The sequence below is a fragment of the Streptomyces sp. NPDC019443 genome (assembly GCF_044389785.1).
Taxonomy (GTDB): domain Bacteria; phylum Actinomycetota; class Actinomycetes; order Streptomycetales; family Streptomycetaceae; genus Streptomyces.
Genome location: NZ_JBIRYJ010000007.1, coordinates 262,470 through 287,446, shown reverse-complemented (window position 1 = coordinate 287,446; position 24,977 = coordinate 262,470). Strand labels below are relative to the sequence as shown.

General features: G+C 71.4%; 25 protein-coding genes. 7 read left to right on the top strand and 18 right to left on the bottom strand.

Annotation, left to right across the window (positions count from 1 at the left end; translation table 11 throughout):
- Positions 1-5: 5 nt before the first annotated feature.
- Positions 6-197 (top strand): DUF1918 domain-containing protein, encoded by a 192-nt coding sequence (locus ACH492_RS23820; RefSeq protein WP_307664545.1) that lies wholly within the window; start codon positions 6-8, stop codon positions 195-197.
- Between the two features lie 39 nt (positions 198-236).
- Here ACH492_RS23820 and ACH492_RS23815 read toward each other — a convergent pair whose 3' ends face one another.
- On the bottom strand, positions 237-1,496 hold the full coding sequence (locus ACH492_RS23815; RefSeq protein ID WP_398989631.1) for a glycoside hydrolase family 10 protein: 1,260 nt from the start codon (positions 1,494-1,496) through the stop codon (positions 237-239).
- Positions 1,497-1,667: 171 nt separating this feature from the next.
- On the opposite strand from ACH492_RS23815, the gene ACH492_RS23810 reads away from it, so the two are divergent.
- Both ACH492_RS23810 and ACH492_RS23805 read left to right on the top strand, forming a co-directional pair.
- A complete protein-coding gene (locus ACH492_RS23810) occupies positions 1,668-2,528 on the top strand; it encodes a 3-hydroxybutyryl-CoA dehydrogenase (protein ID WP_398989630.1) in 861 nt (286 codons plus the stop codon).
- Positions 2,529-2,660: 132 nt separating this feature from the next.
- Entirely contained in the window at positions 2,661-2,918 is a 258-nt protein-coding gene (locus ACH492_RS23805; protein WP_398989628.1) for a hypothetical protein, read from the top strand.
- 10 nt (positions 2,919-2,928) lie between these two features.
- Here ACH492_RS23805 and ACH492_RS23800 read toward each other — a convergent pair whose 3' ends face one another.
- From ACH492_RS23800 to infC, 10 genes are all read right to left on the bottom strand, one after another.
- Entirely contained in the window at positions 2,929-3,459 is a 531-nt protein-coding gene (locus tag ACH492_RS23800; protein WP_398989626.1) for an NUDIX hydrolase, read from the bottom strand.
- 51 nt (positions 3,460-3,510) lie between these two features.
- Positions 3,511-4,851, bottom strand: a complete 1,341-nt coding sequence (locus ACH492_RS23795) for a transcriptional regulator (RefSeq protein ID WP_398989624.1) — start codon at positions 4,849-4,851, stop codon at positions 3,511-3,513.
- Positions 4,852-5,147: 296 nt separating this feature from the next.
- The gene (locus ACH492_RS23790) at positions 5,148-6,260 is read right to left on the bottom strand and encodes a PP2C family protein-serine/threonine phosphatase (RefSeq protein WP_398989622.1); all 1,113 of its coding nucleotides are present in this window, start codon (positions 6,258-6,260) and stop codon (positions 5,148-5,150) included.
- 195 nt (positions 6,261-6,455) lie between these two features.
- Positions 6,456-9,005: a phenylalanine--tRNA ligase subunit beta gene (gene pheT / locus ACH492_RS23785; RefSeq protein WP_398989620.1), complete on the bottom strand. Its 2,550-nt coding sequence runs from the start codon at positions 9,003-9,005 to the stop codon at positions 6,456-6,458.
- The gene (pheS, locus tag ACH492_RS23780; RefSeq protein ID WP_398989618.1) at positions 9,005-10,159 is read right to left on the bottom strand and encodes a phenylalanine--tRNA ligase subunit alpha; all 1,155 of its coding nucleotides are present in this window, start codon (positions 10,157-10,159) and stop codon (positions 9,005-9,007) included. Before pheS ends, pheT begins: the two co-directional genes overlap by 1 nt.
- 115 nt (positions 10,160-10,274) lie before the next feature.
- A complete protein-coding gene (locus ACH492_RS23775) occupies positions 10,275-11,396 on the bottom strand; it encodes an ATP-binding protein (protein ID WP_398989616.1) in 1,122 nt (373 codons plus the stop codon).
- A 100-nt stretch (positions 11,397-11,496) separates the two neighbouring features.
- Complete coding sequence (locus ACH492_RS23770) at positions 11,497-12,333, bottom strand: TrmH family RNA methyltransferase (RefSeq protein ID WP_398989614.1); 837 nt, start codon at positions 12,331-12,333, stop codon at positions 11,497-11,499.
- A 157-nt stretch (positions 12,334-12,490) separates the two neighbouring features.
- Positions 12,491-12,883 (bottom strand): 50S ribosomal protein L20, encoded by a 393-nt coding sequence (rplT, locus tag ACH492_RS23765; protein ID WP_307664534.1) that lies wholly within the window; start codon positions 12,881-12,883, stop codon positions 12,491-12,493.
- Between the two features lie 109 nt (positions 12,884-12,992).
- On the bottom strand, positions 12,993-13,187 hold the full coding sequence (gene rpmI, locus ACH492_RS23760) for a 50S ribosomal protein L35 (RefSeq protein WP_142216133.1): 195 nt from the start codon (positions 13,185-13,187) through the stop codon (positions 12,993-12,995).
- 123 nt (positions 13,188-13,310) lie between these two features.
- Positions 13,311-14,030, bottom strand: coding sequence for a translation initiation factor IF-3 (gene infC, locus ACH492_RS23755; RefSeq protein ID WP_398989611.1), 720 nt, complete (start codon positions 14,028-14,030; stop codon positions 13,311-13,313).
- Positions 14,031-14,335: 305 nt separating this feature from the next.
- On the opposite strand from infC, the gene ACH492_RS23750 reads away from it, so the two are divergent.
- Complete coding sequence (locus ACH492_RS23750) at positions 14,336-14,698, top strand: DUF1844 domain-containing protein (protein WP_307664532.1); 363 nt, start codon at positions 14,336-14,338, stop codon at positions 14,696-14,698.
- A 15-nt stretch (positions 14,699-14,713) separates the two neighbouring features.
- On the opposite strand, the gene ACH492_RS23745 is transcribed toward ACH492_RS23750, so the two are convergent.
- Positions 14,714-15,445, bottom strand: a complete 732-nt coding sequence (locus ACH492_RS23745; protein WP_398989609.1) for an SseB family protein — start codon at positions 15,443-15,445, stop codon at positions 14,714-14,716.
- Between the two features lie 23 nt (positions 15,446-15,468).
- Between ACH492_RS23745 and ACH492_RS23740 the strand changes: the two genes are divergently transcribed.
- On the top strand, positions 15,469-16,056 hold the full coding sequence (locus ACH492_RS23740; protein ID WP_398989607.1) for a serine hydrolase: 588 nt from the start codon (positions 15,469-15,471) through the stop codon (positions 16,054-16,056).
- Here ACH492_RS23740 and mycP read toward each other — a convergent pair.
- A complete protein-coding gene (mycP, locus tag ACH492_RS23735; protein ID WP_398989605.1) occupies positions 16,043-17,233 on the bottom strand; it encodes a type VII secretion-associated serine protease mycosin in 1,191 nt (396 codons plus the stop codon). The genes ACH492_RS23740 and mycP overlap by 14 nt on opposite strands.
- Positions 17,230-18,015 carry a hypothetical protein gene (locus ACH492_RS23730; protein WP_398989603.1) on the bottom strand — a complete coding sequence of 262 codons (786 nt, stop codon included), beginning with the start codon at positions 18,013-18,015 and terminating at the stop codon, positions 17,230-17,232. Before ACH492_RS23730 ends, mycP begins: the two co-directional genes overlap by 4 nt.
- Before the next feature lie 631 nt (positions 18,016-18,646).
- On the opposite strand from ACH492_RS23730, the gene ACH492_RS23725 reads away from it, so the two are divergent.
- Together ACH492_RS23725 and ACH492_RS23720 are read left to right on the top strand one after the other, a co-directional pair.
- Positions 18,647-18,946: a hypothetical protein gene (locus ACH492_RS23725; protein WP_398989601.1), complete on the top strand. Its 300-nt coding sequence runs from the start codon at positions 18,647-18,649 to the stop codon at positions 18,944-18,946.
- Between the two features lie 226 nt (positions 18,947-19,172).
- Complete coding sequence (locus ACH492_RS23720; RefSeq protein WP_398989599.1) at positions 19,173-20,375, top strand: amino acid deaminase/aldolase; 1,203 nt, start codon at positions 19,173-19,175, stop codon at positions 20,373-20,375.
- Positions 20,376-20,463: 88 nt separating this feature from the next.
- Here the strand turns inward: ACH492_RS23720 and ACH492_RS23715 are convergent, their stop codons facing one another.
- From ACH492_RS23715 to ACH492_RS23700, 4 genes are read right to left on the bottom strand one after another with little or no spacing between them, the layout of a single operon-like run.
- Positions 20,464-21,417 (bottom strand): DUF2510 domain-containing protein, encoded by a 954-nt coding sequence (locus tag ACH492_RS23715; RefSeq protein ID WP_398989597.1) that lies wholly within the window; start codon positions 21,415-21,417, stop codon positions 20,464-20,466.
- A 32-nt stretch (positions 21,418-21,449) separates the two neighbouring features.
- Positions 21,450-22,232, bottom strand: coding sequence for a 3-oxoacyl-ACP reductase (locus ACH492_RS23710; RefSeq protein WP_307664525.1), 783 nt, complete (start codon positions 22,230-22,232; stop codon positions 21,450-21,452).
- Positions 22,233-22,236: 4 nt separating this feature from the next.
- The gene (locus ACH492_RS23705; protein ID WP_398989756.1) at positions 22,237-23,646 is read right to left on the bottom strand and encodes an aldehyde dehydrogenase family protein; all 1,410 of its coding nucleotides are present in this window, start codon (positions 23,644-23,646) and stop codon (positions 22,237-22,239) included.
- Positions 23,613-24,977: a glutamine synthetase family protein gene (locus tag ACH492_RS23700; RefSeq protein WP_398989595.1), complete on the bottom strand. Its 1,365-nt coding sequence runs from the start codon at positions 24,975-24,977 to the stop codon at positions 23,613-23,615. The genes ACH492_RS23705 and ACH492_RS23700 overlap by 34 nt, the downstream gene beginning before the upstream one ends.

The following is a 24,977-nucleotide window of genomic DNA, read 5'->3' as shown; positions in this document are numbered from 1 at the left end:
TCCCGATGCAAGCAAACGTGGGCGACACGCTGCTGGTACACGGCAGGACCGTGGGACAGCACGACAAGACCGCCGAAGTCGTCGAGGTGCTGGGGCAGAAGGGCAATCCCCCGTACCGCGTGCGCTTCGACGACGGGCATGAGGCGCTGCTGTCTCCCGGCCCCGACACTGTCGTACGCCACCACGAGCAGACCTGACCCGGACCCCTCGACCAGCCCCCTGACCCGGCTCGCCCCTCAGGCGGGCGGCAGCACCCTGGTCGGATAGTGGTCGGCCACCACCCTGGCCATCGCCCCGACCGGGTCCGTCATGACCTCTTTGGCCGAGAAGAAGCAGTGGCCGCTCACTTCGGCGTACGTGCGCGCCAGCGTGAGATGCCGGGAGAGCTCGGCGGGGTCCTGCCAGGGAGCGGGCTGGGCAGGGTCGCCCGCCTTGTAGAGGGCCTCACCGGCGTAGAGACGGACGCACGTGCCCCGTACGACGTCGCTCCACCAGGGCAGCAGCTTGGCGTAGTCGGCCGGGCCGAAGCCGATGTGCCAGTACAGCTGCGGTACGACGTAGTCGATCCAGCCCTGCTTGATCCACTTACGGGTGTCGGCGTGCAGATTGTCGTAGGTCTGCACGCCCGCCGTGGTGTCCGAGCCCAGCGGATCGGTGGCGGCATTGCGCCACACGCCGAACGGGCTGATTCCGAACTTGATGTCCTTCTTGGCCTTCTTGATCCGGTCGGCCATCTCTCTGATCAGCCGGTCGATGTTGTCCCGCCGCCAGGCGGCCTTGTCCGGGAAGCCCGCGCCGTACCGGGCATAGGTCTCGTCGTCGTCGAAGACCTGGCCGGCCACCGGATACGGATAGAAGTAGTCGTCGAAATGGACGGCGTCGATGTCGTAGCGGCTGACGGCGTCCATCATCGCGTCCTGGACGAAGGCCCGGACCTCGGGGATGCCGGGGTTGTAGTACAGCTTCCCGCCGTACGGCAGAACCCACTCGGGGTGCACCCGGGCCGGGTGGTTCTCGACCAGACGGGACGGGTCGATGTGGGTCGCGACGCGGTACGGGTTGAACCAGGCATGCAGTTCAAGACCGCGCAGATGGGCCTCGCGCACGGCGGTGCCCAGCGGGTCCCAGCCGGGGTGCTGCCCCTGTACGCCGGTGAGGTACTGCGACCAGGGCTCGTGCGGCGAGGGCCACAGGGCGTCCGCGGTGGGCCGGACCTGGAGGACGACGGCGTTCAGCTTGCGGGCGACGGCGGTGTCGAGGTGGTCGAGGAGTTCGCAGCGCTGCCCGTCTGCGGTGAGGCCGGGCAGGGACGGCCAGTCGCGATTGGCGACGGTCGCGAGCCACATGCCGCGGAACTCCGTGAGCGGCTTGTGCCGGCGCCGCGCGCCGCCGGCCGACGAGCCGAGGGGCCGGGCGGCTGCGTCGCCGCCCGTTGCCAGCACGGCCAGCACTCCGGCCGCCGTCAGCACGAACCCTCTTCTACCGATACGCCCCATATCTCACCCCGTTCTCGCTCGGTGCCGGTCACCGTATCCGCACAGCATGCCCGCCCCTGGCCACCGCGCACAGATGCACCCGGAGTAACGTCGTGGGGTCGAGGCGGGCACCGGAACCATACGGGAGCGCCTGCCGCAGAGATCAGCGAAAGGCACGAGGTGACGGACTCAATGGCCGACATTGCACGCGTCGGAATCGTGGGTTGCGGCCAGATGGGCGCAGGCATCGCGGAGGTGTGCGCCCGCAGCGGCCTCGAGGTGAAGGTCGCCGAAACCACGGGCGAGGCTCTGGAGATCGGTCGCACCCGGCTCTACAACTCCCTCTCGAAGGCCGCCGAACGCGGCAAGATCACCGAGGAGGAGCGCGACGCGACGCTGGACCGGCTCAGCTTCACCACCGATCTCGGGGAGTTCGCCGACCGCGATCTCGTCATTGAGGCCGTCGTGGAGAACGAGCAGGTCAAGACCGAGATCTTCCAGGTGCTCGACCAGGTGGTGACCCGCCAGGACGCGATCCTCGCCTCCAACACCTCCTCCATCCCCCTGGTGAAGCTGGCCGTCGCGACCTCCCGGCCCGACCAGGTCATCGGCATCCACTTCTTCAACCCCGCCCCGGTGCAGAAGCTCGTCGAGCTGATCCCGGCGCTGACCACCTCCGAGGAGACGATCAAGCGCTCCGAGGCCGTGGTGCAGAACGTGCTGGACAAGCACCCGATCCGCGCCCAGGACCGCTCGGGCTTCGTGGTGAACGCCCTGCTCATCCCGTATCTGCTCTCCGCGATCCGGATGTTCGAGTCGGGCATCGCCAGCCGCGAGGACATCGACAACGGCATGGAGCTGGGCTGCGCCCACCCGATGGGTCCGCTGAAGCTCTCCGACCTGATCGGCCTCGACACCGTCGCCTCGGTCGCCGACTCGATGTACGCGGAGTTCAAGGAGCCGCTGTACGCCGCTCCCCCGCTGCTGCAGCGGATGGTGGACGCGGGCCGCCTCGGCCGCAAGACGGGTTCCGGGTTCTACCCGTACTCCTGATTCACACGGAGTGTGCCGGGCGTGCCCGCATATGCCGTGCGCACACGCTCCCGCCCTCCGACCAGGGCGAGTTGACTCGGTTCCGCTCAGTCAAGGGTCCGCAGTACAACTTTGTCGAAGAGGAGCCAATCCGTGACCACCGACGCTGATCATTTAGTGGTCGTCGAAGAGTTCGCTGAGTTACGCCGCAGCCTCGACGTCGGCCTTGCCCGGATCGACGGGCATCTGGCACTGCTCGCACAGCGCAACGACCAGATCGACCGGGATCTCACCGATCTGGCCGCGCGCGTCGGGGCACTCGAGCACGCCAGGTGGCCGCTGCCCGCCGTCGCCGCGCTCACTGCGCTGGGAGCGCTGGCCGTCACCGTGTGGCAGGCGCTGGGCCGCTAGCCGCCGGGGGTCAGCCCAGCCGCAGATGGTGGAGCATCAGCAGCCCGGCCGCCATGTTGGCGGCCGGGACCTCACCGCGGGCGATCATGTCGGGCACCAGCTTGAGCGGTATCCACTCGCGGCGCGACGACTCGAAGTCGTCCTCGGGGTGCCCGATGTACGTGGCGTCCTCGGCCCAGTAGAGATGGTGCCGGGCATCGGTCAGGCCGTTGGACGGTTCGACGGTCAGGAGGTGCTGGAGGGGGCCGGGGCGCCAGCCTGTCTCCTCCTCCATCTCCCGGGCCGCGGCGGCCTCTACGTCTTCGCCGTCCTCGACGACTCCCGCCGCGAGCTCCCAACCCCAGCTGTTGGTGATGAAACGGTGCCGCCAGAGCATCAGCACCTCGTTGGCCCTGTTGACCGCCGTCGCTACGGCGACCGGGCGGAGCCGGATGAGGAAATGGTCCAGGTGCCGGCCGTCGGGGAGCACGACGTCCGCGAGGTTGACCCTGAACCAGCGGTTTTCATAGACAGTTTGTTCGCTTAAGTTCGTCCACTGCACTTTTCTGCCACCTTCCGACAAGTAGATGGCAATATCGCAGCAGGAGCTCGGTCAGAGGGGAACGCGCAGTGCCCCGTCGATGAGTTCGGCCGCCTCGTCGGCATTGCTGCAACCGCTCGCCACCAGATGCTCGCGCACCGCGCGCAGCCGGTCCCTGAGCCGCTGCGACTCCATCCCCCTCGCCCGCTCCACCATCTCCGCAGCCGTCCGCGCCGCCCGGTCCACCTCGCCCTGACGCAGCTCGATCTGGCTGAGCATGGCGAGCCGGTGGACCCGGCCGCGGTCGTGCGCCGGAGTGTCGACGGCCGCCGTGGCGTGCTCACGTGCCCCCGGCAGATCACCGAGGCTGAGCAGGGCCTCCGCGACCTGGACGTTCACCAGCCCCGGCTGGACATAGCCGGTCTCGTCCGGCTCGGCCCCGGGACGGATCCGCTCCGCCTCCGACTCCGCGCGCCGGATGCACCGCAGCGCGCTGCCGCCGTCGCCGAGATGTGCGTACGCCTTCGCCTGCATCGCGTACAGATCGGCAGCCAGCGCCGGGGTGAGCTGGCGCCCGGCCGCCCGCAGAGCCGCCTCCGCGAAGGCCACCGCCTGCCGGTGCTCGGCCATGAACAGCGACTGGTTGACCAGCAGCGCGATGACATACGCGCCAAGCCCCCGGTCGCCACTGGCCTTTGCGAGCCGCAGCGCCTGATGGAAGTAACGCTGGGCGAGGCCGTGCGCATCGGAGTCGTACGCGCAGATGCCGGCGACCGCCACCAGACCGCCTGTCGCACGGTGCAGTTGGCGGCCCAGCGCGTCGCTGTAGGCGCCGCGCAGCAGAGGTGCCGTCTCGGCGTTGAGGAAGCCGACTATCCGGGCGCGGGTGGCGATGCCGCCCGCCTTGCGGTACATCAGCTCGTAGTGCGCCCGGGCGGCACGCAGCATTTTGATGTCGGCCATGCTGACGCGCGTCTGTCCGGCGCGGGAGACATCGGAGTCCTCCGGAGGGTTCTCCCACTCCCATACGGGCATCACCGCGGGCGTGCCGGTGACCGCGGGCGCCCCGATGATGTGCGGCCGTTGCTGTTCGTCGGAGCGCCACAGCGCGGTGGCGCGCTCCACGAAACCGGAGAGCGGCGAGCCGGGCGGCGTGACCGACTCGCCGGGCACGCCCAGGCCGATGTCGCCCAGCGTTATGGCCCGGTGCAACCGGTTCGCGAGAACCTCGCAGATGAGGTCGGGCACCTGGCCGCGCGGGCGCTGGCCCTTCAACCACCGTGCCACGGCCGTGTGTTCGTACCGCAGTGACAGGCCTCTGGCCCGGCCCGCCTGATTGACACGGGCGGCGAGGCCCGCGTTGGAGATGCCTGCCTCGTCGAGCAGGGCGTCGAGCAGGGTATTGGGCTGCATGTGGGCCCTCCGTTGGCTCGGTCCGCTCAGCGTAGTAGAGGGGGATTCGCACGGGGTGTGATTGGAGTGCCCCGATCTGTGCCTCGCGCGCTCTGCCGCCGTACCGTTCGCGCCGGTTGACTGAAATGCCTCTCATGGAGGCGGCCGGGCCGCCGGCTCCCCCTCGTACAGTGCGGCGGCCCTCGATCGCGTCGTCTGCCCTGCTGATCTGCCCGACACTCCGCGGCAGGGCGGGCGGCGCCGGCCGCACGGCAATCCCTTGGTTGCCGATCGCTGCACATGGCTGCAGATGACAGCTAGCGATTGGAGGGTTCCGGCCGGGTACGGCGCAGGGCGGTGTCCCCGCACTGCGCCGGCACCCGCGAGCGGTCATTGCGCAGCACCAGCAGCGCCACATCGTCGGCGAGCCGCCCACCGGTGTGCCGCAGCAACTCCGAGTGAACGGTGGTGATCACGGCGGCGGGCGAGACCGGTGAGCCGAGCGCGGCATCGGCGAGCACGGCTTCCAGACCGAAGAACTTCCCCGACGCGTCTCGGGCGTCCGCCGCCCCGTCCGTGTGCAGGAACAGCGCCTCGCCGGACAGCAGCCGCGCGCACCGGTGCAGCGGCAGTTCGGCGGGGAGCGGAAACATGCCGAGCGGCGGCAGCGGATCTCCGCAGGCGAGCGGCTCCGCCCCATGGCGACCGAGCCGATACGGCCATGGATGACCGCAGTTGAGAGCCACCACGCTCCCGTCCGTCCCGATCTCCAGCAGTAGTACGGTGACGAACTCCTCCGCCGACGGGCAGTGCGGCTCTCCCCCTCGGGCCGCCGGATGCTCGTCCCTGGCCCGCTCCCGCAGATACCGCTGCATCGCCCGGTCCAACCGCCCAAGGACACCGCCCAGTTCGGGCTCGTCGTGGGCTGCCTCCCGGAAACTGCCGAGCACCGCCGCGACCGCCCCGATCGCGGCGAGGCCATGGCCGCGGACATCGCCGATGACGATGCGGACGCCGTACGGGGTGGCCACCGCCTCGTACAGATCACCGCCGATCGCGGCACCGCGGCTCACCGAAAGCTGGCCCGCGGCGAGAGCGAGGCCGTCCAGGCGCGGCGGCGGTGGACGCAGCAGCACCCGCTGGGCGGCGTGGGCGACCGCGCGGACACGTCTGAGTTCGCGGCTCAACTGCCGCCTGATGCCGAGCACAAGCGCGGTGCCGACCGTGAAGAACACGACGCCGGTGACGATCCGCTGGCCCAGGCTCTCGGGCTCGTCGGCCGGGCAGGCGATCTTCCAGGTCAGGGCCGCGACGCCCCAGGCGGTGGGAAGCAGCAAGGGGAGCAACCGCCCTGCCCGTGAATCCTGCGCGCGCGCTGCCCTCGCCCACCGCGAGACGGGAAAGGGACCCCGAGACCTGATACGGATCATGCGGATGGTCCCCTCGTAGACCTGTCCGGCGCGCAGGCCCGCCCCTACGGCTGGGACGATTCTGTCGATCGACCGGGCCCGAAAGGAACGACGCCCCACGTTCTCACCCGAATGAGTGAGCAGGCGCCCCAGGCCCGGCGAATGCGTAAGGGGCGCACCCGGAGTCCGGGCACGCCCCTCAGGGATCGGGAACGGTCAGGCCCCGCGCAGCACCGCCCCGGTGCGCTCGGCGGCGAGCGCGACGGCGGCGTCGCGGGCGGCCGACGCCTCCTCGACGGTCAGCGTCCGGTCCGGGGCGCGGAACCGCAGGGCGTACGCCAGGGACTTCTTGCCCTCGCCGATCTGCGACCCGACGAACACATCGAAAAGCCGGATGGATTCCAGCAGTTCACCCGCGCCCTCGGTCAGCACCTTCTCGACCTCGGCGGTCGGCACGTCCTGGGACACGACCAGCGCGACGTCCTGGGTCGCCACCGGGAAGGTGGAGATCCGCGGGGCCCGGAGGGTGCCCTCACCGGCCTGTTGAAGAAGGTCGAGCTCGACCTCCATGGCGCAGGTGCGCTCCGGCAGTCCGAGCGCCTTGATGACGCGCGGGTGCAGTTCGCCGGCGTGGCCGACGAGGGTCTCCTCGCCGTTCACGGTGGCGTACAGCGCGGCGCAGCGGCCCGGGTGCCACGGGGCGTGCTGGTCGGCGCGGACGATGAGTTCGACGCCGGCCTCGCGGGCGACCGTACGGGCGGACTCGACCGCGTCGGCCCAGTCGGCCGGGCGCCCCTTGCCCCACCATCCGGCCTGCTCGCGCGCTCCGGTCAGAACGGTGGCGACGCGGCGCGGCTGGTGCGGCAGCGCCGCGTTCAGCGCGGCGATCTCCTCATCGGTGGGACGGCGGTCGACGGGCAGCGGGCCCGGGACCGTCTCCTCGCCGGTCGGCCGGAAGACCAGACCCGTCTCGAAGAGGGCCAGGTCGTGCGAGCCACGGCCGTCGTTGCGCCGCAGCGCGCCGAGCAGGCCCGGCAGCAGCGTGGTGCGCAGCGCCGGCTCCTCGTCGGAGAGCGGGTTGACCAGCTTGACGACGGTGCGTCGCGGGTCATCCGCTGCCAGGCCGAGCTGGTCGAACACGGCCTCGCCGATGAACGGGTAGTTCGGCGCCTCGACATAGCCGGCACCGGCCAGTGCGCGGCCGATGCGGCGGTGCAGCCGCTGACGGCCGGTGAGCCCGCGGCCGGCCGGCGGCTTGGGCAGCGTGGAGGGCAGGTTCTCGTACCCCTCCAGCCGGATGACCTCTTCGGCGAGGTCGTTCGGCTCGGCGAGGTCGGGACGCCAGGACGGGACGGTGACGACCAGTTCGTCCTGCCCGTACACGTCGCAGCCGACCTCCTGGAGGCGGCGTACGACGGTCTCGCGGCCGTAGTGGACGCCCGCGACACGGTCGGGGTGGTCGGCGGGCATCGAGACCGTACGCGGCGCGGACGGCGCGGTGATCTCGGTGACGCCGGCCTCCGCGGTGCCGCCCGCGAGCAGCACCAGCAGGTCGACGGTCCGCTGCGCGGCGGCAGAGGCGGCCTGCGGGTCGACGCCGCGCTCGAAGCGCTTGGACGCCTCGGAGGCGAGCTTGTGGCGCCGGGCCGTACGGGCGATGGAAACGGCGTCGAAGTGCGCGGCCTCGATGACGACCTCGGTGGTGGCACCGGCGGTGGTTGGGGTCTCCCCCGCTCGAGCGGAGTCGAGAGCTTGGGGAAGGTCAGCGATCTCGGTGTTGGCGCCGCCCATGACGCCCGCGAGGCCGATCGGCCCGCGGTCGTCGGTGATCACCAGGTCCTCGGCGTCCAGCACCCGCTGCACGCCATCCAGGGTGGTGAGCTTCTCGCCGGGCTCGGCGCGGCGGACCCCGATCGGCCCGTCGAGACGGGTCCGGTCGTAGGCGTGCAGCGGCTGGCCGACTTCGAGCATCACGTAGTTGGTGACGTCGACGGCGAGCGAGATCGGGCGCATCCCGGCCTTCTGCAGCCGGCGCTGCAGCCAGATCGGGGAGCGGGCCTCGGGCTCCAGGCCGACGACCGTGCGCGCGGTGAAGCGGTCGCAGCCGATCGGGTCGGAGACCTTGACCACGTAGCCGAAGGAGTTCGGTGCGGGCACGTCCAGCAGTGCCGGGTCGCGCAGCGGCAGGCCGTACGCGATGGCGGTCTCGCGGGCGACGCCGCGCATCGAGAGGCAGTAGCCGCGGTCGGGCGTGACGGCGATGTCGAGGACCTCGTCGACGAGCTCGAGCAGCTCGATGGCGTCGGTGCCGACCTCGTGCTCCGGCGGCAGCACGATGATGCCGCCGCGGCCGTCGTCGCCCATGCCGAGCTCGTCGCCGGAGCAGATCATGCCGTGCGAGGTCCTGCCGTACGTCTTGCGCGCGGCGATCGCGAAGTCACCGGGCAGCACGGCGCCGGGCAGGACCACGACAACCTTGTCGCCGACGGAGAAGTTGCGCGCGCCGCAGACGATCTCCTGCGGCTCGCCGGTGCCGTTGGCCATGCCGACGTCGACGGTGCAGAAGCGGATGGGCTTCTTGAACTCCGTCAGCTCCTCGATGGTCAACACCTTGCCGACGACGAGCGGGCCCTTGAGGCCGCCGCCGAGCTGCTCGACCGTCTCGACCTCGAGACCTGCCGCGATGAGCTTGGTCTGTACGTCGCGGCCGGTCTCCGTGGCCGGCAGGTCGACGTACTCCCGCAGCCAAGAAAGCGGGACCCGCATCAGATCTCCATCCCGAACGGCCGGGTGAACCGGACGTCACCCTCGACCATGTCTCGCATGTCTTCGACGTTGTGGCGGAACATCAGCATCCGCTCGATGCCGAACCCGAAGGCGAATCCGCTGTACTTGTTGGGGTCGACGCCGCAGGCGATGAGCACCTTCGGGTTGACCATGCCGCAGCCGCCGAGCTCGATCCAGCCCTCGCTGCCGCAGGTGCGGCAGGGCCGGTCCGGGTTGCCGACGGACTCGCCGCGGCACACGTAGCAGACCATGTCCATCTCGGCCGACGGCTCGGTGAAGGGGAAGAAGTTCGGCCGGAGCCGGGTCTTCATGCCCTCGCCGCCGAAGAGCGCCCGGACCATGTGGTCGAGGGTGCCCTTGAGGTCCGCCATGGTCAGGCCCTCGTCCACGGCGAGCAGCTCGACCTGGTGGAAGACCGGGGTGTGGGTGGCGTCCAGATCGTCGGTGCGGTAGACGCGGCCGGGGCAGATGACATACACCGGCGGCTCGCGGTCGAGCATCGAGCGGACCTGCACGGGCGAGGTGTGCGTGCGCAGTACGACGCCGGAATTTCCCCCAGACCCTTCGGCCTGGGTGGTGCCCCCACCACCGTCCGCGCCCTCGACGAAGAAGGTGTCGTGCTCACCGCGGGCGGGGTGGTCCGCGGCGATGTTCAGCGCGTCGAAGTTCAGCCACTCGGTCTCGACCTCGGGGCCTTCGGCCACCTCGTAGCCCATGGCCGTGAAGATGTCCTCGATGCGCTCGGAGAGCGTGGTCAGCGGGTGGCGGGCGCCGGCCGGAACGCGGTCGTAGGGCAGCGTGACGTCCACTGCCTCCTCGACCAGCACCCGGGCGTCGCGCTCGGCCTCCAGCTCGGCCTGGCGGACGGCGAGCGCCTTGCTCACGGCGCCGCGGGCCTGGCCGACGCGCTTGCCGGCCTCGGCCTTGGCCTGCGGCGGCAGTGCGCCGATCTCCCGGTTGGCGAGCGCGAGGGGCGAGCCGCCGCCGGTGTGCGCGACCTTCGCGTGGGCGAGCTCGTCGAGGTCGTCGGCGGCGGCGAAGGCGGCGAGCGCCTCGTCCCGCATGCGCTCGATCTCTTCCGGTTTCAGTGCCTCGACCTCAACAGGGTCGTACGACTTATTGGGTGCGGACATCTCTTCCCGTACTTCCGATGGGCTGGCTGGGGCCCCCGCTCGTCGACCGAGGACGCAAAGGTGCCAAGGGTCGAGTCTAACGGGGTGTGGAGAGGCGAATGAGCCCGCGGGCCGCCTAAGCCAGGTAGGCCGGGGCGCCGACGGGCAGAATAAATCGGAACTCGGCGCCGCCGCCGGGTCCGCGGCCGACAGTGATCGTCCCGCCGTGCGCCTCGACGATGCCCTTGACGATGTAGAGGCCCAGGCCGGTGCCGCCGCGCTTGCTCCCCCGCCAGAAGCGGGTGAAGACACGGCCCATCGACTCCTCGGGGATACCGGGGCCTTCGTCGCTCACGGTGACGGCCGTACCCTTCTCGTCGTCCTTCGCCGATGCCGGCGCCACCTCGATGGTGACCGTTCCGGCGCCGTGGCGCACCGCATTTTCCAGCAGGTTGCCGAGCACCTGGTCGATCTTGTCCGGGTCGGCCCACAGATCGGGCAGCCGGCGCTGGATGCGGGCGAAGAAGCGGTCGGGAGACTGGCCACTGGCTATGTGCGCCTGGATGTGGCGTCCGACGGCGGCCGCGATGTCGATCGGCTGGCGGCGCACTTCGAGCCGTCCGGAGTCGATACGGGAGATGTCGAGGAGCTCGGCGATGAGCCGGGTGACGCGGTTGGCGTCGGCGTCGACCGTCTCCAGCATCAGCCGCTTCTGGTCGTCGGTGAAACGCTCCCATTTGGCGAGCAGCGTCGCCGTGAAGCCCTTCACTGAAGTGAGCGGGGAACGCAGCTCATGGGCGACCGTCGCTATCAGCTCGGCGTGACTGCGTTCGGTACGGCGCCGGGCCTCGGTGCCGCGCAGGCTGATGACGAGGCGGCGTACCGGCCCGGTGGGGCGCTCGCGCACATAGCGGACGGCGACGAGGACCTCGCGGCCGCCGGGCAGCAGCAGATTGCGCTCGGGCTGGCCGACGCGGGTGGCGAGTCCGCCGTACGGATCGGTCAGCGTCCACCAGCGGCAGCCCTTGAGGTCCTCCAGCGGCAGCGCGCGCTCCAGCGGCAGGCCGAGCGCTTCGCCCTTGGACACCGCGGTGATCCGTACGGCCGCGTCGTTGAAGCAGATCACGCGGCCGGTCTCGTCGGCGACGACAAGTCCGTCGGGGAGGTCGTCGGGGTCGATCCCGAACTCTTCGAGGCCGCCGGACTGGCACAGCAACGCCCCGTGTGTCTCCGCGAGCCTGCTCGTCCCGACAGCCATCCCCGTACCCCACCTCTCCCGCCGCCGCAGTGGGCCCCCGAGCCCGTCACACTACTAGCTGGAAGTGACGGAGCGGACCCCCTGAGCGAGTACTCCCCACTCAGTGAGTACCCACTGCGCGCTGGGCACGCGCCGAGGCATAGAGGCATACGGCTGCGGCGGTCGCGAGGTTCAGACTTTCGGCTTTTCCGTGGATCGGTACGCGCACGACGGCGTCCGCGAGCGCGCGGGTCTCCTCGGGCAGCCCCCAGGCCTCATTGCCGAAGATCCATGCGGTGGGTCCGCCCATGGTCCCGGCGTCGAGTTCGTCGTCCAGGTCGTCGTCGCCGGCGCCGTCGGCGGCCAGGACGCGCACTCCGGCGTCGCGCAGCCCCCGCACCGCCTGCTCGACGGGGACGCCGACGGCGACCGGCAGATGGAAGTGCGAACCGACCGATGCGCGCACCGACTTGGGGTTGTAGAGGTCGACGGAGGCGTCGGTGAGGACGACGGCGTCGGCGCCCGCGGCGTCGGCGCAGCGCAGCACCGTGCCGGCGTTCCCTGGGTCGCGTACATGCGCGAGTACGGCGACGAGCTTCGGCCGCGCCGCCAGGATCTCCTCGAACGGCGAGTCGAGGAACCGGCAGACGCCGACCAGGCCCTGCGGGGTGACGGTCTGGGAGATCTCGGCGAGCACCGCGTCGGAGGCGTGGTGCACCCGGGCTCCGGCGGCACGGGCGGCGTCGACGATGTCCGCGTACCGCTCGGCGGCCTCGACGGTGGTGAAGAGCTCGACCAGGGTGGGCTCACCGCTGGGGCCGCGATGGGCGACCGCTTCCCGCACGGCCTGCGGCCCCTCGGCGATGAACAGGCGCTCCTTGCCCCGGAAGGCGCGCTTGGCAAGCCGCCGGGCGGCGGTGACGCGCGGGGAACGCGGGGAGATCAGCTCGGGGGCCATGTGCCTGCGGCTCTCTGATTCGGGTCCGGGGCCGGCCCCGAAAGGGGCCTGCACGGGGGGCGGTGGGGCGGGGGCGTCCCCGGATACAGCGCAGAACGCACCGGACCCGCAGGCCGAAGGCCTGCGGGTCCAAAAGCGGTCCGGCTGGACGCGGCCGTCAGGCCGCCGACGCGGCCTTCGGGGCGTTGACGTCGCTCGGAAGCGCCTTCTGGGCAACCTCGACGAGCGCGGCGAACGCGCCGGCGTCGTTGACCGCGAGCTCGGCCAGGATCTTGCGGTCCACCTCGATGTTGGCGGCCTTCAGACCCTGGATGAGGCGGTTGTACGTCATGCCGTTCTGGCGGGCAGCGGCGTTGATGCGCTGGATCCACAGCTGACGGAAGTCGCCCTTGCGCTTCTTACGGTCGTTGTAGTTGTAGACCAGGGAGTGGGTGACCTGCTCCTTGGCCTTGCGGTACAGGCGCGAACGCTGACCGCGGTAGCCGCTGGCCTGCTCGAGAATCGCCCGGCGCTTCTTGTGGGCGTTGACTGCCCGCTTGACGCGTGCCACTTGTTAACTCCTTGTAGCGGGGCTGGGATTGAGAGTTCGACTCACCCCGGCCCGGAAACGAATTGGTCCCGGTCTCGGCGCGTGTCCCCGGTCACCGGGGACACATACGTCACTTGCCGAGAAGCTTCTTGATGGTCTTCGAGTCACCCGGGGCCATCTCGGCGTTGCCGGTGAGGCGACGCGTCAGCTTGGACGACTTGTGCTCCAGCAGGTGGCGCTTGCCGGCGCGCTCACGGAGCACCTTGCCGGAGCCGGTGATCTTGAAGCGCTTCTTGGCACCGCTGTGCGTCTTGTTCTTCGGCATAGCGCCGTTATCTCCTCGTCAGTGGCGCTCCCCCGGTGCGGACACCGGACCACAGGAGCGTCAGATCTTGGTTTGTGGGTTCCGGGCGGGACCCGGGGCTGCCTGGGTGGCAGCCCCATCAGGTCACGCCTCGGAGGGCGTCTCGGAAGGGGCCTCGGCCGGGGCCTGGGCGGCCTCGTCCGTGGACTCCTCGTGCGCGTAGCCCTGACGCTCCGCCTTGCGGGCGGCCTGGGCCTCACGCGCCTCGGCCATGGCCTCGGTCTTCTTCTTGTGCGGGCCAAGAACCATGATCATGTTCCGGCCGTCCTGCTTCGGGTTCGACTCGATGAATCCGAGGTCCTCGACATCGGAAGCGAGCCGCTGCAGCAGGCGGAACCCAAGCTCGGGGCGGGACTGCTCACGACCACGGAACATGATCGTGATCTTGACCTTGTCACCCTGCTTGAGGAACCGGACGACGTGACCCTTCTTGGTGTCATAGTCGTGCGGGTCGATCTTCGGCCGGAGCTTCATCTCCTTGATGACCGTGTGCGCCTGGTTCTTGCGCGCCTCACGGGCCTTCATGGCCGACTCGTACTTGAACTTCCCGTAGTCCATGAGCTTGCACACAGGCGGACGGGCGTTCGCCGCGACCTCGACCAGGTCAAGGTCGTACTCCTGCGCAAGCTCGAGGGCCTTGGCAAGCGGAACAATCCCGACCTGCTCGCCGCTGGGACCGACAAGTCGCACTTCGGGAACGCGAATCCGGTCGTTGATGCGGGGCTCGGCGCTGATGGATCCTCCTAAGTAGCACCACGCGGATGTCTGGCAGGCAGCCGCGTAACGTCTGTTTCGTGAGACCAACCGCACCGGAACGTGAAAAATGCCCCGGACGGTACACAGGCGGGAGCTCCTCGAATACCGGAACACCGCCGCGTGCTACCGCGGGGCTTATCGGGCGGCTCCATCGTCCGTACGGAACGATGGGCGCCGCCTGACCGGTGACCCGCCGTCCCGGAGGACAGCCAGGTGGGAGATCGGAGCCTCCACTTGTGGGCCGGGCACACAGGTGTCCGGCCGGTCGTTACACAAGGTTAGCAGCTCGGGCCGGAAGCGGCTAACCGGTGGCCGGAGCCCGGCCGTCTGCGGCGGGGCATATCGTGTGCGTCATGAGTGACGCGACCACCCCCAATGAGTCCCCCGGCTTCGACGACATGACCCGCGACATCGCGGAGGTCCCCGCCGTCGAGGTGATCGTCACGGTCGCGGTGAATCTGATGAGCGCGGCCGCCGTGAAGCTCGGTCTGACCGAGGACGGCGCCGAGCACAAGGACCTGGACGAGGCGCGGAAGCTGGTGCACGCGCTGGCGGGTCTGATGGACGCGAGCGCGACCGAGATCAGTTCTTTCCACGCGGCGCCGCTGCGCGACGGGCTGAAGTCGCTGCAGCTGGCGTTCCGCGAGGCGTCGCTGGTCCCGGACGAGCCGGGCCAGGGACCGGGCGAGAAGTACACCGGCCCGGTGTACGGCTGAGCCTGAATCCTTCCTTCAACCGCGTACGAAGAGGGGCTCGCCCGGCGGGGTGGCCTCGGCCGGGAGCAGTGCCAGGTCGAGGCCCCGCACCAGGCGGGCCCTCAGTACGTCGTCGGCGGCCAGCGTCTCGGCGACGCGGCGGGCCGCCTGGGCCGGGACCGCGTCCGCGGCGAGGACCAGGGCGAGGATGCCGTCCGCGCGGCCGGGGCCGAGGTGGGCGCGGAGCACCGCGGGCTCGGCGGCGACCGCGTCCCGTACCGCCGTGGTGACCGCTGGGTCGTCGAGCGGGTCGGCGCTGGTGCGGCCCTCGGAGAGGGCGAGCAGCGCGCTGCCGGTCAGCTGGTAGGGGACGGGGCCCGCGACGTCGAGCAGCAGCGTGTCGGCCTGCTCGTGGGCGACGGCCTGCAATGCCTGGTGCAGCGGTACGGCCACGGGGCGCGCGTGCGGGTCCCAGCGGGCCAGCGAGTCGATCGAGGTGAACGCGGGCAGCGCACGGCGGTCGCCCGCCGTCAGCGTGGGGATCGCCATGTCGCTGGTCTTCTCGCGGCGCAGGCCGTTCTCGTCCTCCTCGACCTCGCCGAGCAAGGCGACGACCGGGACCAGCAGCCGGGCGTCCTTGAGGGCTTCGAGCACCGGCTGCTGAGCCGTGCGGTCCGCGGACCAGGCCGCGAGGGCCGCCGTCAGCCGGGGATCGGCGGTGCCGTCGTCGTCGGAGAAACCGGGGTCAGGGATGTTCTTGAGCGCCACGCGACGAGCCTAACCTCCCTGGTATGAGTGCCAGTGTCTCGGTCGCCGTGCCCGGCCTGTCGTACGGCGAGCAGCGGGCGTATCCCTCGGCGAGCATCGTGAAGGTCTCGATCCTGGCCGCGCTGCTGCTGGAGGGGCGTCCGCTGACCGCGCGGGAGCGGGAGTTGGCGCAGGCCATGATCGTACGGAGCGACAACGACGCGGCGACCGCGCTGTGGGAGACGATCGGCGGCGCGCCGGGGCTGGACGCCGCGCATGCGCGGCTCGGGCTCACACAGACGCGGGCCGAGACGGCGTGGGGGCTGACGCGGACCACCGCGGCGGATCAACTCGCGCTGATGCGGGCCGTGTTCGACGGCCCGTACGCGTATCTCTGGGCCCTCATGGGCCAGGTGGCCCAGGGGCAGGACTGGGGGGTGTCGGCCGCGGGCGGCGCGTGGGCGCTCAAGAACGGCTGGATGCCGATGCGGGGGACAGGGCTGTGGGTCGTGCACTCGGTGGGGCGGGCCGACGGCCGGCTCATCGCGGTGCTCTCCGACGGGCATGGGACGAAGGAGGAGGGCATCGCGTGCGTCGAGGCGGCGGTGCGGGAGGCGGTCAGGCGCCTCTGACCCGGCCGCCGCGCCAGAGCACGACCGCGCCCGCCAGCACGAGCGCGCCGATGCCGCCCGCGAGCGGGGCGAGCCAGCCGGCCGGCTCCACGTCCTTCTTCACGGCCGCGGGGCCGGGGCCGAAGTACTCCTTGTCGTAACCCGAGGAGGCGGCCTTCAGGCCGGCGGGGCGCAGCTTCGCGCCCGCCTTGATCGCGGCGGCCGGGTCGACGATGCCGTAGCCCTTGGCGTCGTCGCGGCCGCCCTTGGGGCCGTTGCGGGCGGAGTCCGCGAGGAGCTTCTTGATCTGGGCGGGGGTCAGGCCCGGGTGGGCGGCGCGGACCAGGGCGACCGCGCCGGAGACGAAGGCGGAGGCCGCGCTGGTGCCCCAGCCCTGGTAGTACTTCTGGTCGGGGTCGGCCATGACGATGTCGACGCCGGGGGCGCTGACGGTGGCGTACCAGCGGCGGGTGGAGAAGGCCGCGTGGGTGCCGAAGCGGTCGACGGCTGTCACGGCGATCACGCCGGGGTAGGCGGCGGGGTACGAGATGTGGTCGCCCTTCTCGCCGCCGTTGCCGGCCGACGCGACGACGACGGAACCCTTGGCGAGCGCGTACTGCACGGCGGCGTCCTCGGCCGCCTCGGGGTGCGCGGACTCGCTGTCGTCGCCGAGGGAGAGGTTGATGACGTCGGCACCTTGGTCGGCGGCCCAGCGGATGCCCTGGGCGAGAGCGTTGCCGCGGGAGTTGCGGGCCTTCTCGCGGGCCTTGTCGGTGCCTTCGAGGATGACCCGGACGGGGAGGATCTTCGCGTCGGGCGCGATGCCCATGACGCCGTCTTCGCTGCCCGGGCCGTGGCCGTGGGCGGCGATGATGCCGGCCATGGCGGTGCCGTGGCGTGCCCAGGCGCGTTCGCCGCGCCGGGCGCCGAAGCCGATGAAGTCCTTGCCGGGCAGGACGGAGCCCGTCAGGTCGGGGTGGCGGTCGTCGACGCCTGTGTCCAGGACCGCGACGGTGATGCCCTCGCCCTTGGTGGTGCGCCAGGCCCGGTCGGTGTTCATGGAGCTGAGCGCCCACTGCTGGGGCCGTATGCCGTCCGCGTGCGCGGGCGTCGTCGGCAGGAGCGCGAGGGCGGCGGCCGCGAGGGCGGCGGCGATGCGGTGGCGGAGGCGGTGTCCGGTGACGGGGCGGCGGGTCATTCGGGCTTCTCCGTGGCCGTGCTGACAGTCCTGCGCAGTACGCGCTGCATACGGTCCGCGATGCCCTTGGCCTCATGGCCGAGGCCCGCCTGGGCGGGCGCGGACGTCGCGCCCTTGGCCTTGGCCTCGTCGGCGGGCTGCGGGTCGGTGACGGTACGGCCGTCGGCGAAGCCGGAGACGGCGTAGACGACGACGGGCGCCTCGGTGAGGACGTTCACGGTCCAGCTGGCGCGCTGGCGGTCGCCGAAGCCGGCGGCGACGGTGCCCTTGGCCGGGAGGGTGCGGGGCATCAGATCGGGGCGCTCGTCGAGGCCTTCTGCGGTGAAGCGGGAGGCCAGCGCGTGCATGGCGGCCGCGTCGGCCTCGGTGAAGATCAGCCCGACCGTGGTGACGCTGCTGGCCGTCGCGTCGGCGTAGGTGGCGCGCAGCACGCGGGCGCAGCCGACCGGCTGCAACGTCGTGACCAGCAGCGGGTCAAGGGCGCTCGCGCAGTCGCCGTCGGGCGCGACGGCGATCCGGGTCCAGACCCGGTCCGCTCCGCCGGGTCCCGCGTCCTCGCCCTTGAGGGTGCGGGGGAACAGGGTGTCGACGGGGACGCTGTGCCAGAGGGTGCGGGTCTCGGTGTACGAGGTACGAGCGGTGGCGTCGGCGCTGGAGTCGCCGGTCAGCCAGCTGCCGGTGGCCGCGCCGCCGATCAGGCCGAGCCCGAGGACGACACAGGCGACGGCGCCGAGGGTGCGCGCGGGGTGCCGGGTCCGTACGGGACGGAGCCGGGTGGTCATCTCGGCCGGGCTCTCCGGCAGCGCCCAGTACCGGCCGTCGGCTCCGGGGCCGGGGTGCGCGGGTCGTGCGCCGGGCCGGGGCGTGAGGTCGACGGACCCGACGGCCCTGCGCCGCGAAGGCGGACCGGCGGGCCGCGGCGGCACCTCGGGCGGCAGCGGCGCAGAGTCGGTACGGGGGCCGGGGGGCGCGGCGATGGGTCGCAGCCGGGCGGTGGTCTCTACGGGCGGGACGGGGGGTGCGGAGGCCGCCTTGGGCCGGGTTGGGACGGGGCGCTCGGCGGCGGCCGGACGCGGCGACGCGGGGGCGCCGGAGCGGGCGGGCGCTACCTCCGGACGCGGCGGGACACCGGACGACGGTTGCGACGCGGGCGCACTCGGCGGCGGAACGGCAGACCGGAGCCCGCTCGGGGACGCGCCGGGCCGGGTTGGGGCGGGGCGCTCGGCGGCGGCCGGACGCGGGGGCACGGGGGCGCCGGAGCGGGCGGGCGCTACCTCCGGACGCGGCGGGACACCGGACGACGGTTGCGACGGCAGCGGGTAGGAGGACGGGCGGCGCCCGCCGTCAGCAGGCCCGTAGACGGCGTCCGGCTCGGGCAGCCCGGCGGAGCCGCTGCCCGAAGACGCGGACCGCATGTCAGCGGACCGCATGTCAGGGGTGGCCGCGGCCGGCTCGGTCCGACCGGAGCCGCCGGACTCGGACGCGGGCCGGATCGCAGGAGCGGTCGGCCGGGCCTGGGCGTCGGCAGACGGCTCGCCCGCCGGTGTCTCCGGATGCCGCGGGGCCCTCGGCCCCGGCGGCGGGAGCACCGGCTCCGGGGAAACCAGTTTCGTGATGCTCGATGCCCGCAGCGTCCTCGGGGCCGTATCCGGCGGGACCAGCTCCTCCGTGATGCGGGACGTGCTCGGCGTCGGCTCCCCGTCGTCGGGCTGAGGCGAGGCCGGGCCGGGAGGACGTTGCGCCTCCGTGCTCATCCCGCCCCCTGAATTCTCGTCCACGTACACCAACGGATCGCCTCTCGGGGCAGGCCCGTTCGTCACCGCGTGTGCGTCACTCTACGGGCTGGGACACGCGCCGCGGCAACGAGACCAGGGGTCCGGGGGGATCTGCGCAAAACGTCCCCCTACCCTGCGGTAATTCGGTCTGGCAAGCTCAGGCCATGACTCCCCGTGCCGCTGACCGGGCCCGCTACGACAGGGCCACCGCCCATCTCGATGCGCCGCTCGCAGTCGTCGATCTCGACGCGTTCGACGCCAACGCCGACGATCTGGTGCGCAGAGCGGGCGGCAAGCCCATCCGGCTGGCGAGCAAGTCCGTGCGCTGCCGGGCACTCCTTGAACGGGTGCTGGCGCGGGACGGGTTCGCGGGGATCATGTCGTTCACGCTGGACGAGTCGCTGTGGCTGGCGCGGGCCGGGTTCGACGACGTACTGCTGGCCTACCCGTCCGCGGACCGGTCCGGGTTCGCGGAGCTCGCGGGCGACCCCAAGCTCGCGGCCGCCGTGACCGTGATGGTCGACGACGCGGCGCAGCTGGAGCTGATCGACTGCTCGCGGGCCGGCGGCAAGGAGGAGATCCGGGTCTGTCTGGAACTCGACACCGCGCTGCACCTGCTGGGCGGCAGGGTACGGATCGGGGCCCTGCGTTCGCCGCTGCGTGGGCCCGCCCAGCTGGCCGAGCTGGCGCGGTCGATCGCGCGCCGCCCGGGCTTCCGGCTGGTGGGGCTGATGGCGTACGAGGGACATGTGGCGGGTGTCGGGGACGCGGTGGCGGGCAGTCCGCTGCGTTCGCGGGCCGTCCGGCTGATGCAGTCCGCGGCCCGTAAGGAGCTCGCGGCCCGGCGGGCCGCGGTGGTGCGGGCGGTGCGGGCCGTGACGCCGGACCTGGAGTTCGTCAACGGCGGCGGCACCGGCAGCGTCCAGCACACCGCGGCCGAGGACGCGGTGACCGAGATCGCCGCCGGGTCCGGGCTGTATGTCCCGCGGCTGTTCGACAACTACACCTCGTTCACGGGGCGTCCCGCCGCGCTCTTCGCACAGCCAGTGGTGCGCAGGCCGGGCGTGGGCGTGGTGACGGTGCTCGGCGGCGGCTACCCGGCATCGGGTGCGGCCGGCGCGGATCGGCTGCCCGTCCCGTATCTCCCGGAGGGGCTGCGCTACGACCCGCAGGAGGGGCCCGGCGAGGTGCAGACCCCACTGCTCGGCTCGGCTGCCGACGATCTGCTGATCGGCGACAAGGTGTGGTTCCGGCACGCCAAGGCCGGGGAGCTGTGCGAGCGCTTCGACACGCTGCAACTGATCGAGGGCGACCGGGTGACGGGGACCGCGCCCACGTACCGGGGCGAGGGCCGTACCTTCCTCTGAGGCGGCCCGCCAGCCTCTGAGGCGGCCCCGCCGGACCGCCCGGAGGGGGGCCGTTCGTCCTCGTGTCTTCAATCGCCGGACGGGCTCGTTACGGGCCGATGCTGCTGCCGACTCCGCCGCTCGTGGAGTCGCCGATCGGGCGGATGCTCGCGGCGATCTTGTCCATGTCGGCGAGCTTCGGCCCGTCCGGACCCGCGTCGAAGGCGAAGCGCACGACGATTATCGCCCCGGTGCCCACCGTCGAGGGAAAGGCCAGCGACTGGACATACCCGCCGGGGCCCGCTCCGGTGGTGACCCGCCAGCGCACCAGATAGCCCGCCCGCCCGGCGACGGCGATGGACTGGGACTTGAGCACGGCGTGGGACTTGATGCCGCCGTGGATGCGGGTGCCGAGGGTGTCTTCCTTGTACGCCTTGTCCGCCGCCGTCACGATGTCCTGTTTGGCGAGCACCGCGGGCGAGTTCACATCGGTCTGGGTGGCGGTGATCGACGACACCCGGCCGTGCCGACAGAGCGAGGAGCCGCCTCCCGGGCAGTCGTAGGTCTCGTCCGTCACCATCGTGGTGCCCTCGTCGAGGGAGCTGTCGGACTTCTCCCAGCCCTCGGGGACGGCCATGGTGATGCCGTTGAGCTGGTCGGTCAGCAGCGCGGAGTCGTCGCCCGCGGGCGGGGTGGCGGCCTGGCTGTTCTTCGGGTCCGCCGTCGTCGAGGCCGGTTCGGAAACGATCGGCGCGGACTCGGGCTTCGCATCCCCGTCGTCGTTTCCGAGCAGCACCGCGCCGGTGGCGACCGCCGCGACGAGCACCACGCCCGCGGTGCCGAGCGCCACCAGCCGCGCCTTGCCGCCGGCTCCGGGTGCCGCCTGCTGCATCGGCACGGTCGGCGGGCCGAACCCGGCGGCCTGGGACGGGGCCTGCGCCTGGGACGGGGCCTGCGCCTGGACCGCGCGTGTATGCGCGGTCCAGGCGGCCCCGTCCCACCAGCACTCGCTGCCGGGCACGTTGGGGTCCGGGTACCAGCCCGCCGGGGTCGTCATGCTCATCGGGCCACCCTAGGCGGGCCGCTTCCGTGCTTCTACACGGGAGTGACGTACGCGCCCGCGATTCCGCCGTCGACGAGGAAGTCGGTCGCGTTGATGAACGAGGAGTCGTCGCTGGCGAGGAAGGCCACGGCGGCGGCGATCTCGTCCGCATCCGCGAACCGTCCGGCCGGGATGTGGACCAGGCGGCGCGCGGCGCGCTCCGGGTCCTTGGCGAACAGCTCCTGCAGCAGCGGGGTGTTGACCGGCCCGGGGCACAACGCGTTCACCCGGATCCCTTCGCGGGCGAACTGCACGCCGAGCTCGCGCGACATGGCGAGCACGCCGCCCTTGGACGCGGTGTACGAGATCTGGGAGGTCGCCGCGCCCATGACGGCCACGAACGACGCGGTGTTGATGATCGAGCCGCGGCCCTGGCGTTGCATGTAGGGGATGGCAGCCTTGCAACACAGGAAGACGGAGGTGAGGTTGACCTCCTGGACGCGCTTCCAGGCATCCAGGCCCGTGGTGAGGATCGAGTCGTCGTCGGGCGGCGAGATGCCCGCGTTGTTGAAGGCGATGTCGACGCTGCCATAGGTGTCGTACGCGGTCTTGAACAGCGCCTCGACCTGCTCGGCGTCGGTGACGTCGACGCGTACGAACGTGCCGCCGACCTCGTCGGCCGCGGCCTTGCCCGCGGTCTCGTCGATGTCGGCGCAGACGACGTTGGCACCCTCGGTGGCGAGGCGGCGCGCGGTGGCCAGGCCGATGCCGCTGCCGGCGCCGGTGATGACGGCGGTACGGCCGACGAGGCGGCGGCAGATGTTCTGGGCGGTCATTGCTTCAGGCCTCCGTGCTGATGAAGACGTTCTTGGTTTCGGTGAAAGCGGTGAGGGCGTCGGGGCCGAGTTCGCGGCCGAGGCCGGACTGCTGGTAGCCGCCGAACGGCGTCGAGTAGCGCACGCTGGAGTGGGAGTTGACGGAGAGGTTGCCGGCGGCGACGGCGCGGGAGACGCGGATCGCGCGGCCCACGTCGCGGGTCCAGATGGAGCCGGACAGGCCGTACTCGGTGGCGTTGGCGAGCCGGATCGCTTCGGCCTCGTCGTCGAAGGGGAGGATGACGGCGACCGGGCCGAAGACCTCTTCGCAGGCGGCGGGGGCGTTGGGCGCGAGGTCGGTGAGGACGGTCGGCGGGAACCAGAAACCAGGACCTTGTGGGGCGGTGCCGCGGATCGCCTTCAGCTCGTCGGGGACGTACGCACGTACCCGCTCCAGCTGAGCCTGCGAGATCAGCGGGCCCATCTGGGTGTTCTCGTCGGCCGGGTCGCCGACGACGACGGACTCGATCGCCGGGGCGAGAAGGTCGAGGAAACGGTCGTACACCGAGCTCTGCACCAGGATGCGGGTGCGGGCGCAGCAGTCCTGGCCACTGTTGTCCAGGAAGGACATGGGGGTGGCGGCGACCGCGGCTTCGAGGTCGGAGTCGGCGAAGACGATGTTCGGGCTCTTGCCGCCGAGTTCGAGGGTCACGCGCTTCACGCGGTCCGCGCACTTGGCCATGATCTGCTTGCCGACGCGGGTGGAACCGGTGAACACGATCTTCGCGACACCCGGGTGCTCGACCAGCGCGTTGCCCGCTTCGTCGCCCGCGCCCGGCAGCACCTGGAAAAGGTGCTCTGGCAGGCCTGCCTCCAGGGCGAGTTCGGCCAGCCGCAGCGCGGTGAGCGGGGTGGTCTCCGCGGGCTTGAGGAGGACGGCGTTGCCGGCGGCGAGGGCCGGGGCCGTGCCCCAGGCGGCGATCGGCATGGGGAAGTTCCAGGGCGCGATCACGCCGATGACACCGAGCGGTTCGAGGATGGTGATGTCGAGGCCGCCCGCGACGGGAATCTGACGGCCATTCAGGCGCTCGACTCCCCCGGCCGTGAAGTCGAGGAGGTCGCGGACGTTGCCCGCTTCCCAGCGGGCGTTGCCGATGGTGTGCCCGGCCTCCCGCACCTCCAACCGGGCGAGTTCTTCGAGGTGTTCGTCGACGACCGCGGCGAAGCGCCGCAGCAGCCTGGCCCGGTCGGCGGGTGCGGCGGCCGCCCAGCCCTGCTGGGCCTTTGCGGCCCGTGCGACGGCGGCGTCGACCTCGGCGGCCGTCGTCGCCCGGACGGTCTCGACGACCTGCCCGGTCGCGGGGTTGAGCACCTCGTGGTACGCGTACGGCAAGGCGTGCCTCACAGACGTTCGAAGGAGCGGCGGAGCTCCCAGTCGGTCACCGCGGCGTCGAAGGCTTCGAGCTCGACCCGCGCCATGTTGCGGTAGTGCGCGATGACTTCGTCGCCGAATGCGGCCTTGGCGATGGGGCTGTTCTCCCAGAGTTCGGCGGCTTCGCGCAGCGTGGTGGGCACCTGCGCGTATCCGGCGGTGTACGCGTTCCCGGTGCACTCCTCCGGCAGTTCCAGCTGCTGCTCGATGCCGTACAGACCGGCCGCGACCAGACCGGCTACGGCCAGGTGGGGGTTGACGTCGCCGCCCGGCAGCCGGTTCTCGAACCGCATCGACCGGCCGTGGCCGACGACGCGCAGCGCGCAGGTGCGGTTGTCGTAGCCCCAGGCGACGGCGGTCGGCGCGAAGGAGCCGGGCTGGAAGCGCTTGTACGAGTTGATGTTGGGCGCGTACAGCAGTGAGAAGTCACGCAGCGCCTCCAGCTGTCCGGCCAGGAAGTGGCGCATGACCTGCGACATTCCGCCGGGTCCGTCGCCCGCCATGACGTTCGCGCCGGTCTCGTCCTGGAGCGAGAGGTGGATATGACAGGAGTTGCCCTCGCGCTCGTTGTACTTGGCCATGAAGGTGAGCGAGACGCCCTCCTGGGAGGCGATCTCCTTCGCGCCGGTCTTGTAGATGACGTGCTGGTCGCAGGTGACCAGGGCTTCGTCGTACTTGAAGGCGATCTCGTGCTGACCGGGGTTGCACTCGCCCTTGGCGGACTCGACGACCAGGCCGGCGGTCGCCATCTCGTTGCGGATCCGGCGCAGCAGCGGCTCGATGCGGCCGGTGCCGAGGACGGAGTAGTCGATGTTGTACTGGTTGGCCGGGATGAGATCGCGGTAGTTGCGGTCCCAGGCCTCCTCGTAGGTGTCCTTGAAGACGATGAATTCGAGCTCCGTGCCGACGTGCGCCGTGAAGCCGTGCTCGGCGAGGCGGTCCAGCTGCCGGCGCAGGACCTGGCGGGGCGCGGCGACGACGGGTGAGCCGTCATTCCAGGCGAGGTCGGCGACGAGCAGCGCGGTGCCCTCGTTCCAGGGAACACGGCGCAGTGTGGTGAGGTCGGGGTGCATGGCAAAGTCGCCGTAGCCGCGCTCCCACGAGGACATCTCGTAGCCGTCGACTGTGTTCATCTCGGTGTCGACGGCGAGGAGGTAGTTGCAGCCCTCGGTGCCGTGTTCCAGGACCTCGTCCAGGAAGAAGGGTGCGGCGAACCGCTTGCCCTGGAGCCGCCCCTGCATATCGGGGAAGGCCAGGACGACTGTGTCGATCTCACCGCTCGCGACGAGGGCGCGAAGCTCCTCGACCCCGAGCGGGGGTTTGCGGTCTGCCAC

Coding starts and splice junctions, on each gene's coding strand:
- ACH492_RS23730 (WP_398989603.1), bottom strand. CDS start 18,015: ATGACCACCCGGCTCCGTCCCGTACGGACCCGGCACCCCGCGCGCACC.
- ACH492_RS23725 (WP_398989601.1), top strand. CDS start 18,647: ATGTCAGCGGACCGCATGTCAGGGGTGGCCGCGGCCGGCTCGGTCCGA.
- pheT (WP_398989620.1), bottom strand. CDS start 9,005: ATGCGGGTCCCGCTTTCTTGGCTGCGGGAGTACGTCGACCTGCCGGCC.
- ACH492_RS23775 (WP_398989616.1), bottom strand. CDS start 11,396: ATGGCTGTCGGGACGAGCAGGCTCGCGGAGACACACGGGGCGTTGCTG.
- ACH492_RS23795 (WP_398989624.1), bottom strand. CDS start 4,851: ATGCAGCCCAATACCCTGCTCGACGCCCTGCTCGACGAGGCAGGCATC.
- ACH492_RS23770 (WP_398989614.1), bottom strand. CDS start 12,333: ATGGCCCCCGAGCTGATCTCCCCGCGTTCCCCGCGCGTCACCGCCGCC.
- ACH492_RS23810 (WP_398989630.1), top strand. CDS start 1,668: ATGGCCGACATTGCACGCGTCGGAATCGTGGGTTGCGGCCAGATGGGC.
- ACH492_RS23790 (WP_398989622.1), bottom strand. CDS start 6,260: ATGATCCGTATCAGGTCTCGGGGTCCCTTTCCCGTCTCGCGGTGGGCG.
- mycP (WP_398989605.1), bottom strand. CDS start 17,233: ATGACCCGCCGCCCCGTCACCGGACACCGCCTCCGCCACCGCATCGCC.
- ACH492_RS23740 (WP_398989607.1), top strand. CDS start 15,469: ATGAGTGCCAGTGTCTCGGTCGCCGTGCCCGGCCTGTCGTACGGCGAG.
- rpmI (WP_142216133.1), bottom strand. CDS start 13,187: ATGCCGAAGAACAAGACGCACAGCGGTGCCAAGAAGCGCTTCAAGATC.
- ACH492_RS23815 (WP_398989631.1), bottom strand. CDS start 1,496: ATGGGGCGTATCGGTAGAAGAGGGTTCGTGCTGACGGCGGCCGGAGTG.
- ACH492_RS23710 (WP_307664525.1), bottom strand. CDS start 22,232: ATGACCGCCCAGAACATCTGCCGCCGCCTCGTCGGCCGTACCGCCGTC.
- ACH492_RS23820 (WP_307664545.1), top strand. CDS start 6: ATGCAAGCAAACGTGGGCGACACGCTGCTGGTACACGGCAGGACCGTG.
- pheS (WP_398989618.1), bottom strand. CDS start 10,159: ATGTCCGCACCCAATAAGTCGTACGACCCTGTTGAGGTCGAGGCACTG.
- ACH492_RS23720 (WP_398989599.1), top strand. CDS start 19,173: ATGACTCCCCGTGCCGCTGACCGGGCCCGCTACGACAGGGCCACCGCC.
- ACH492_RS23750 (WP_307664532.1), top strand. CDS start 14,336: ATGAGTGACGCGACCACCCCCAATGAGTCCCCCGGCTTCGACGACATG.
- ACH492_RS23715 (WP_398989597.1), bottom strand. CDS start 21,417: ATGAGCATGACGACCCCGGCGGGCTGGTACCCGGACCCCAACGTGCCC.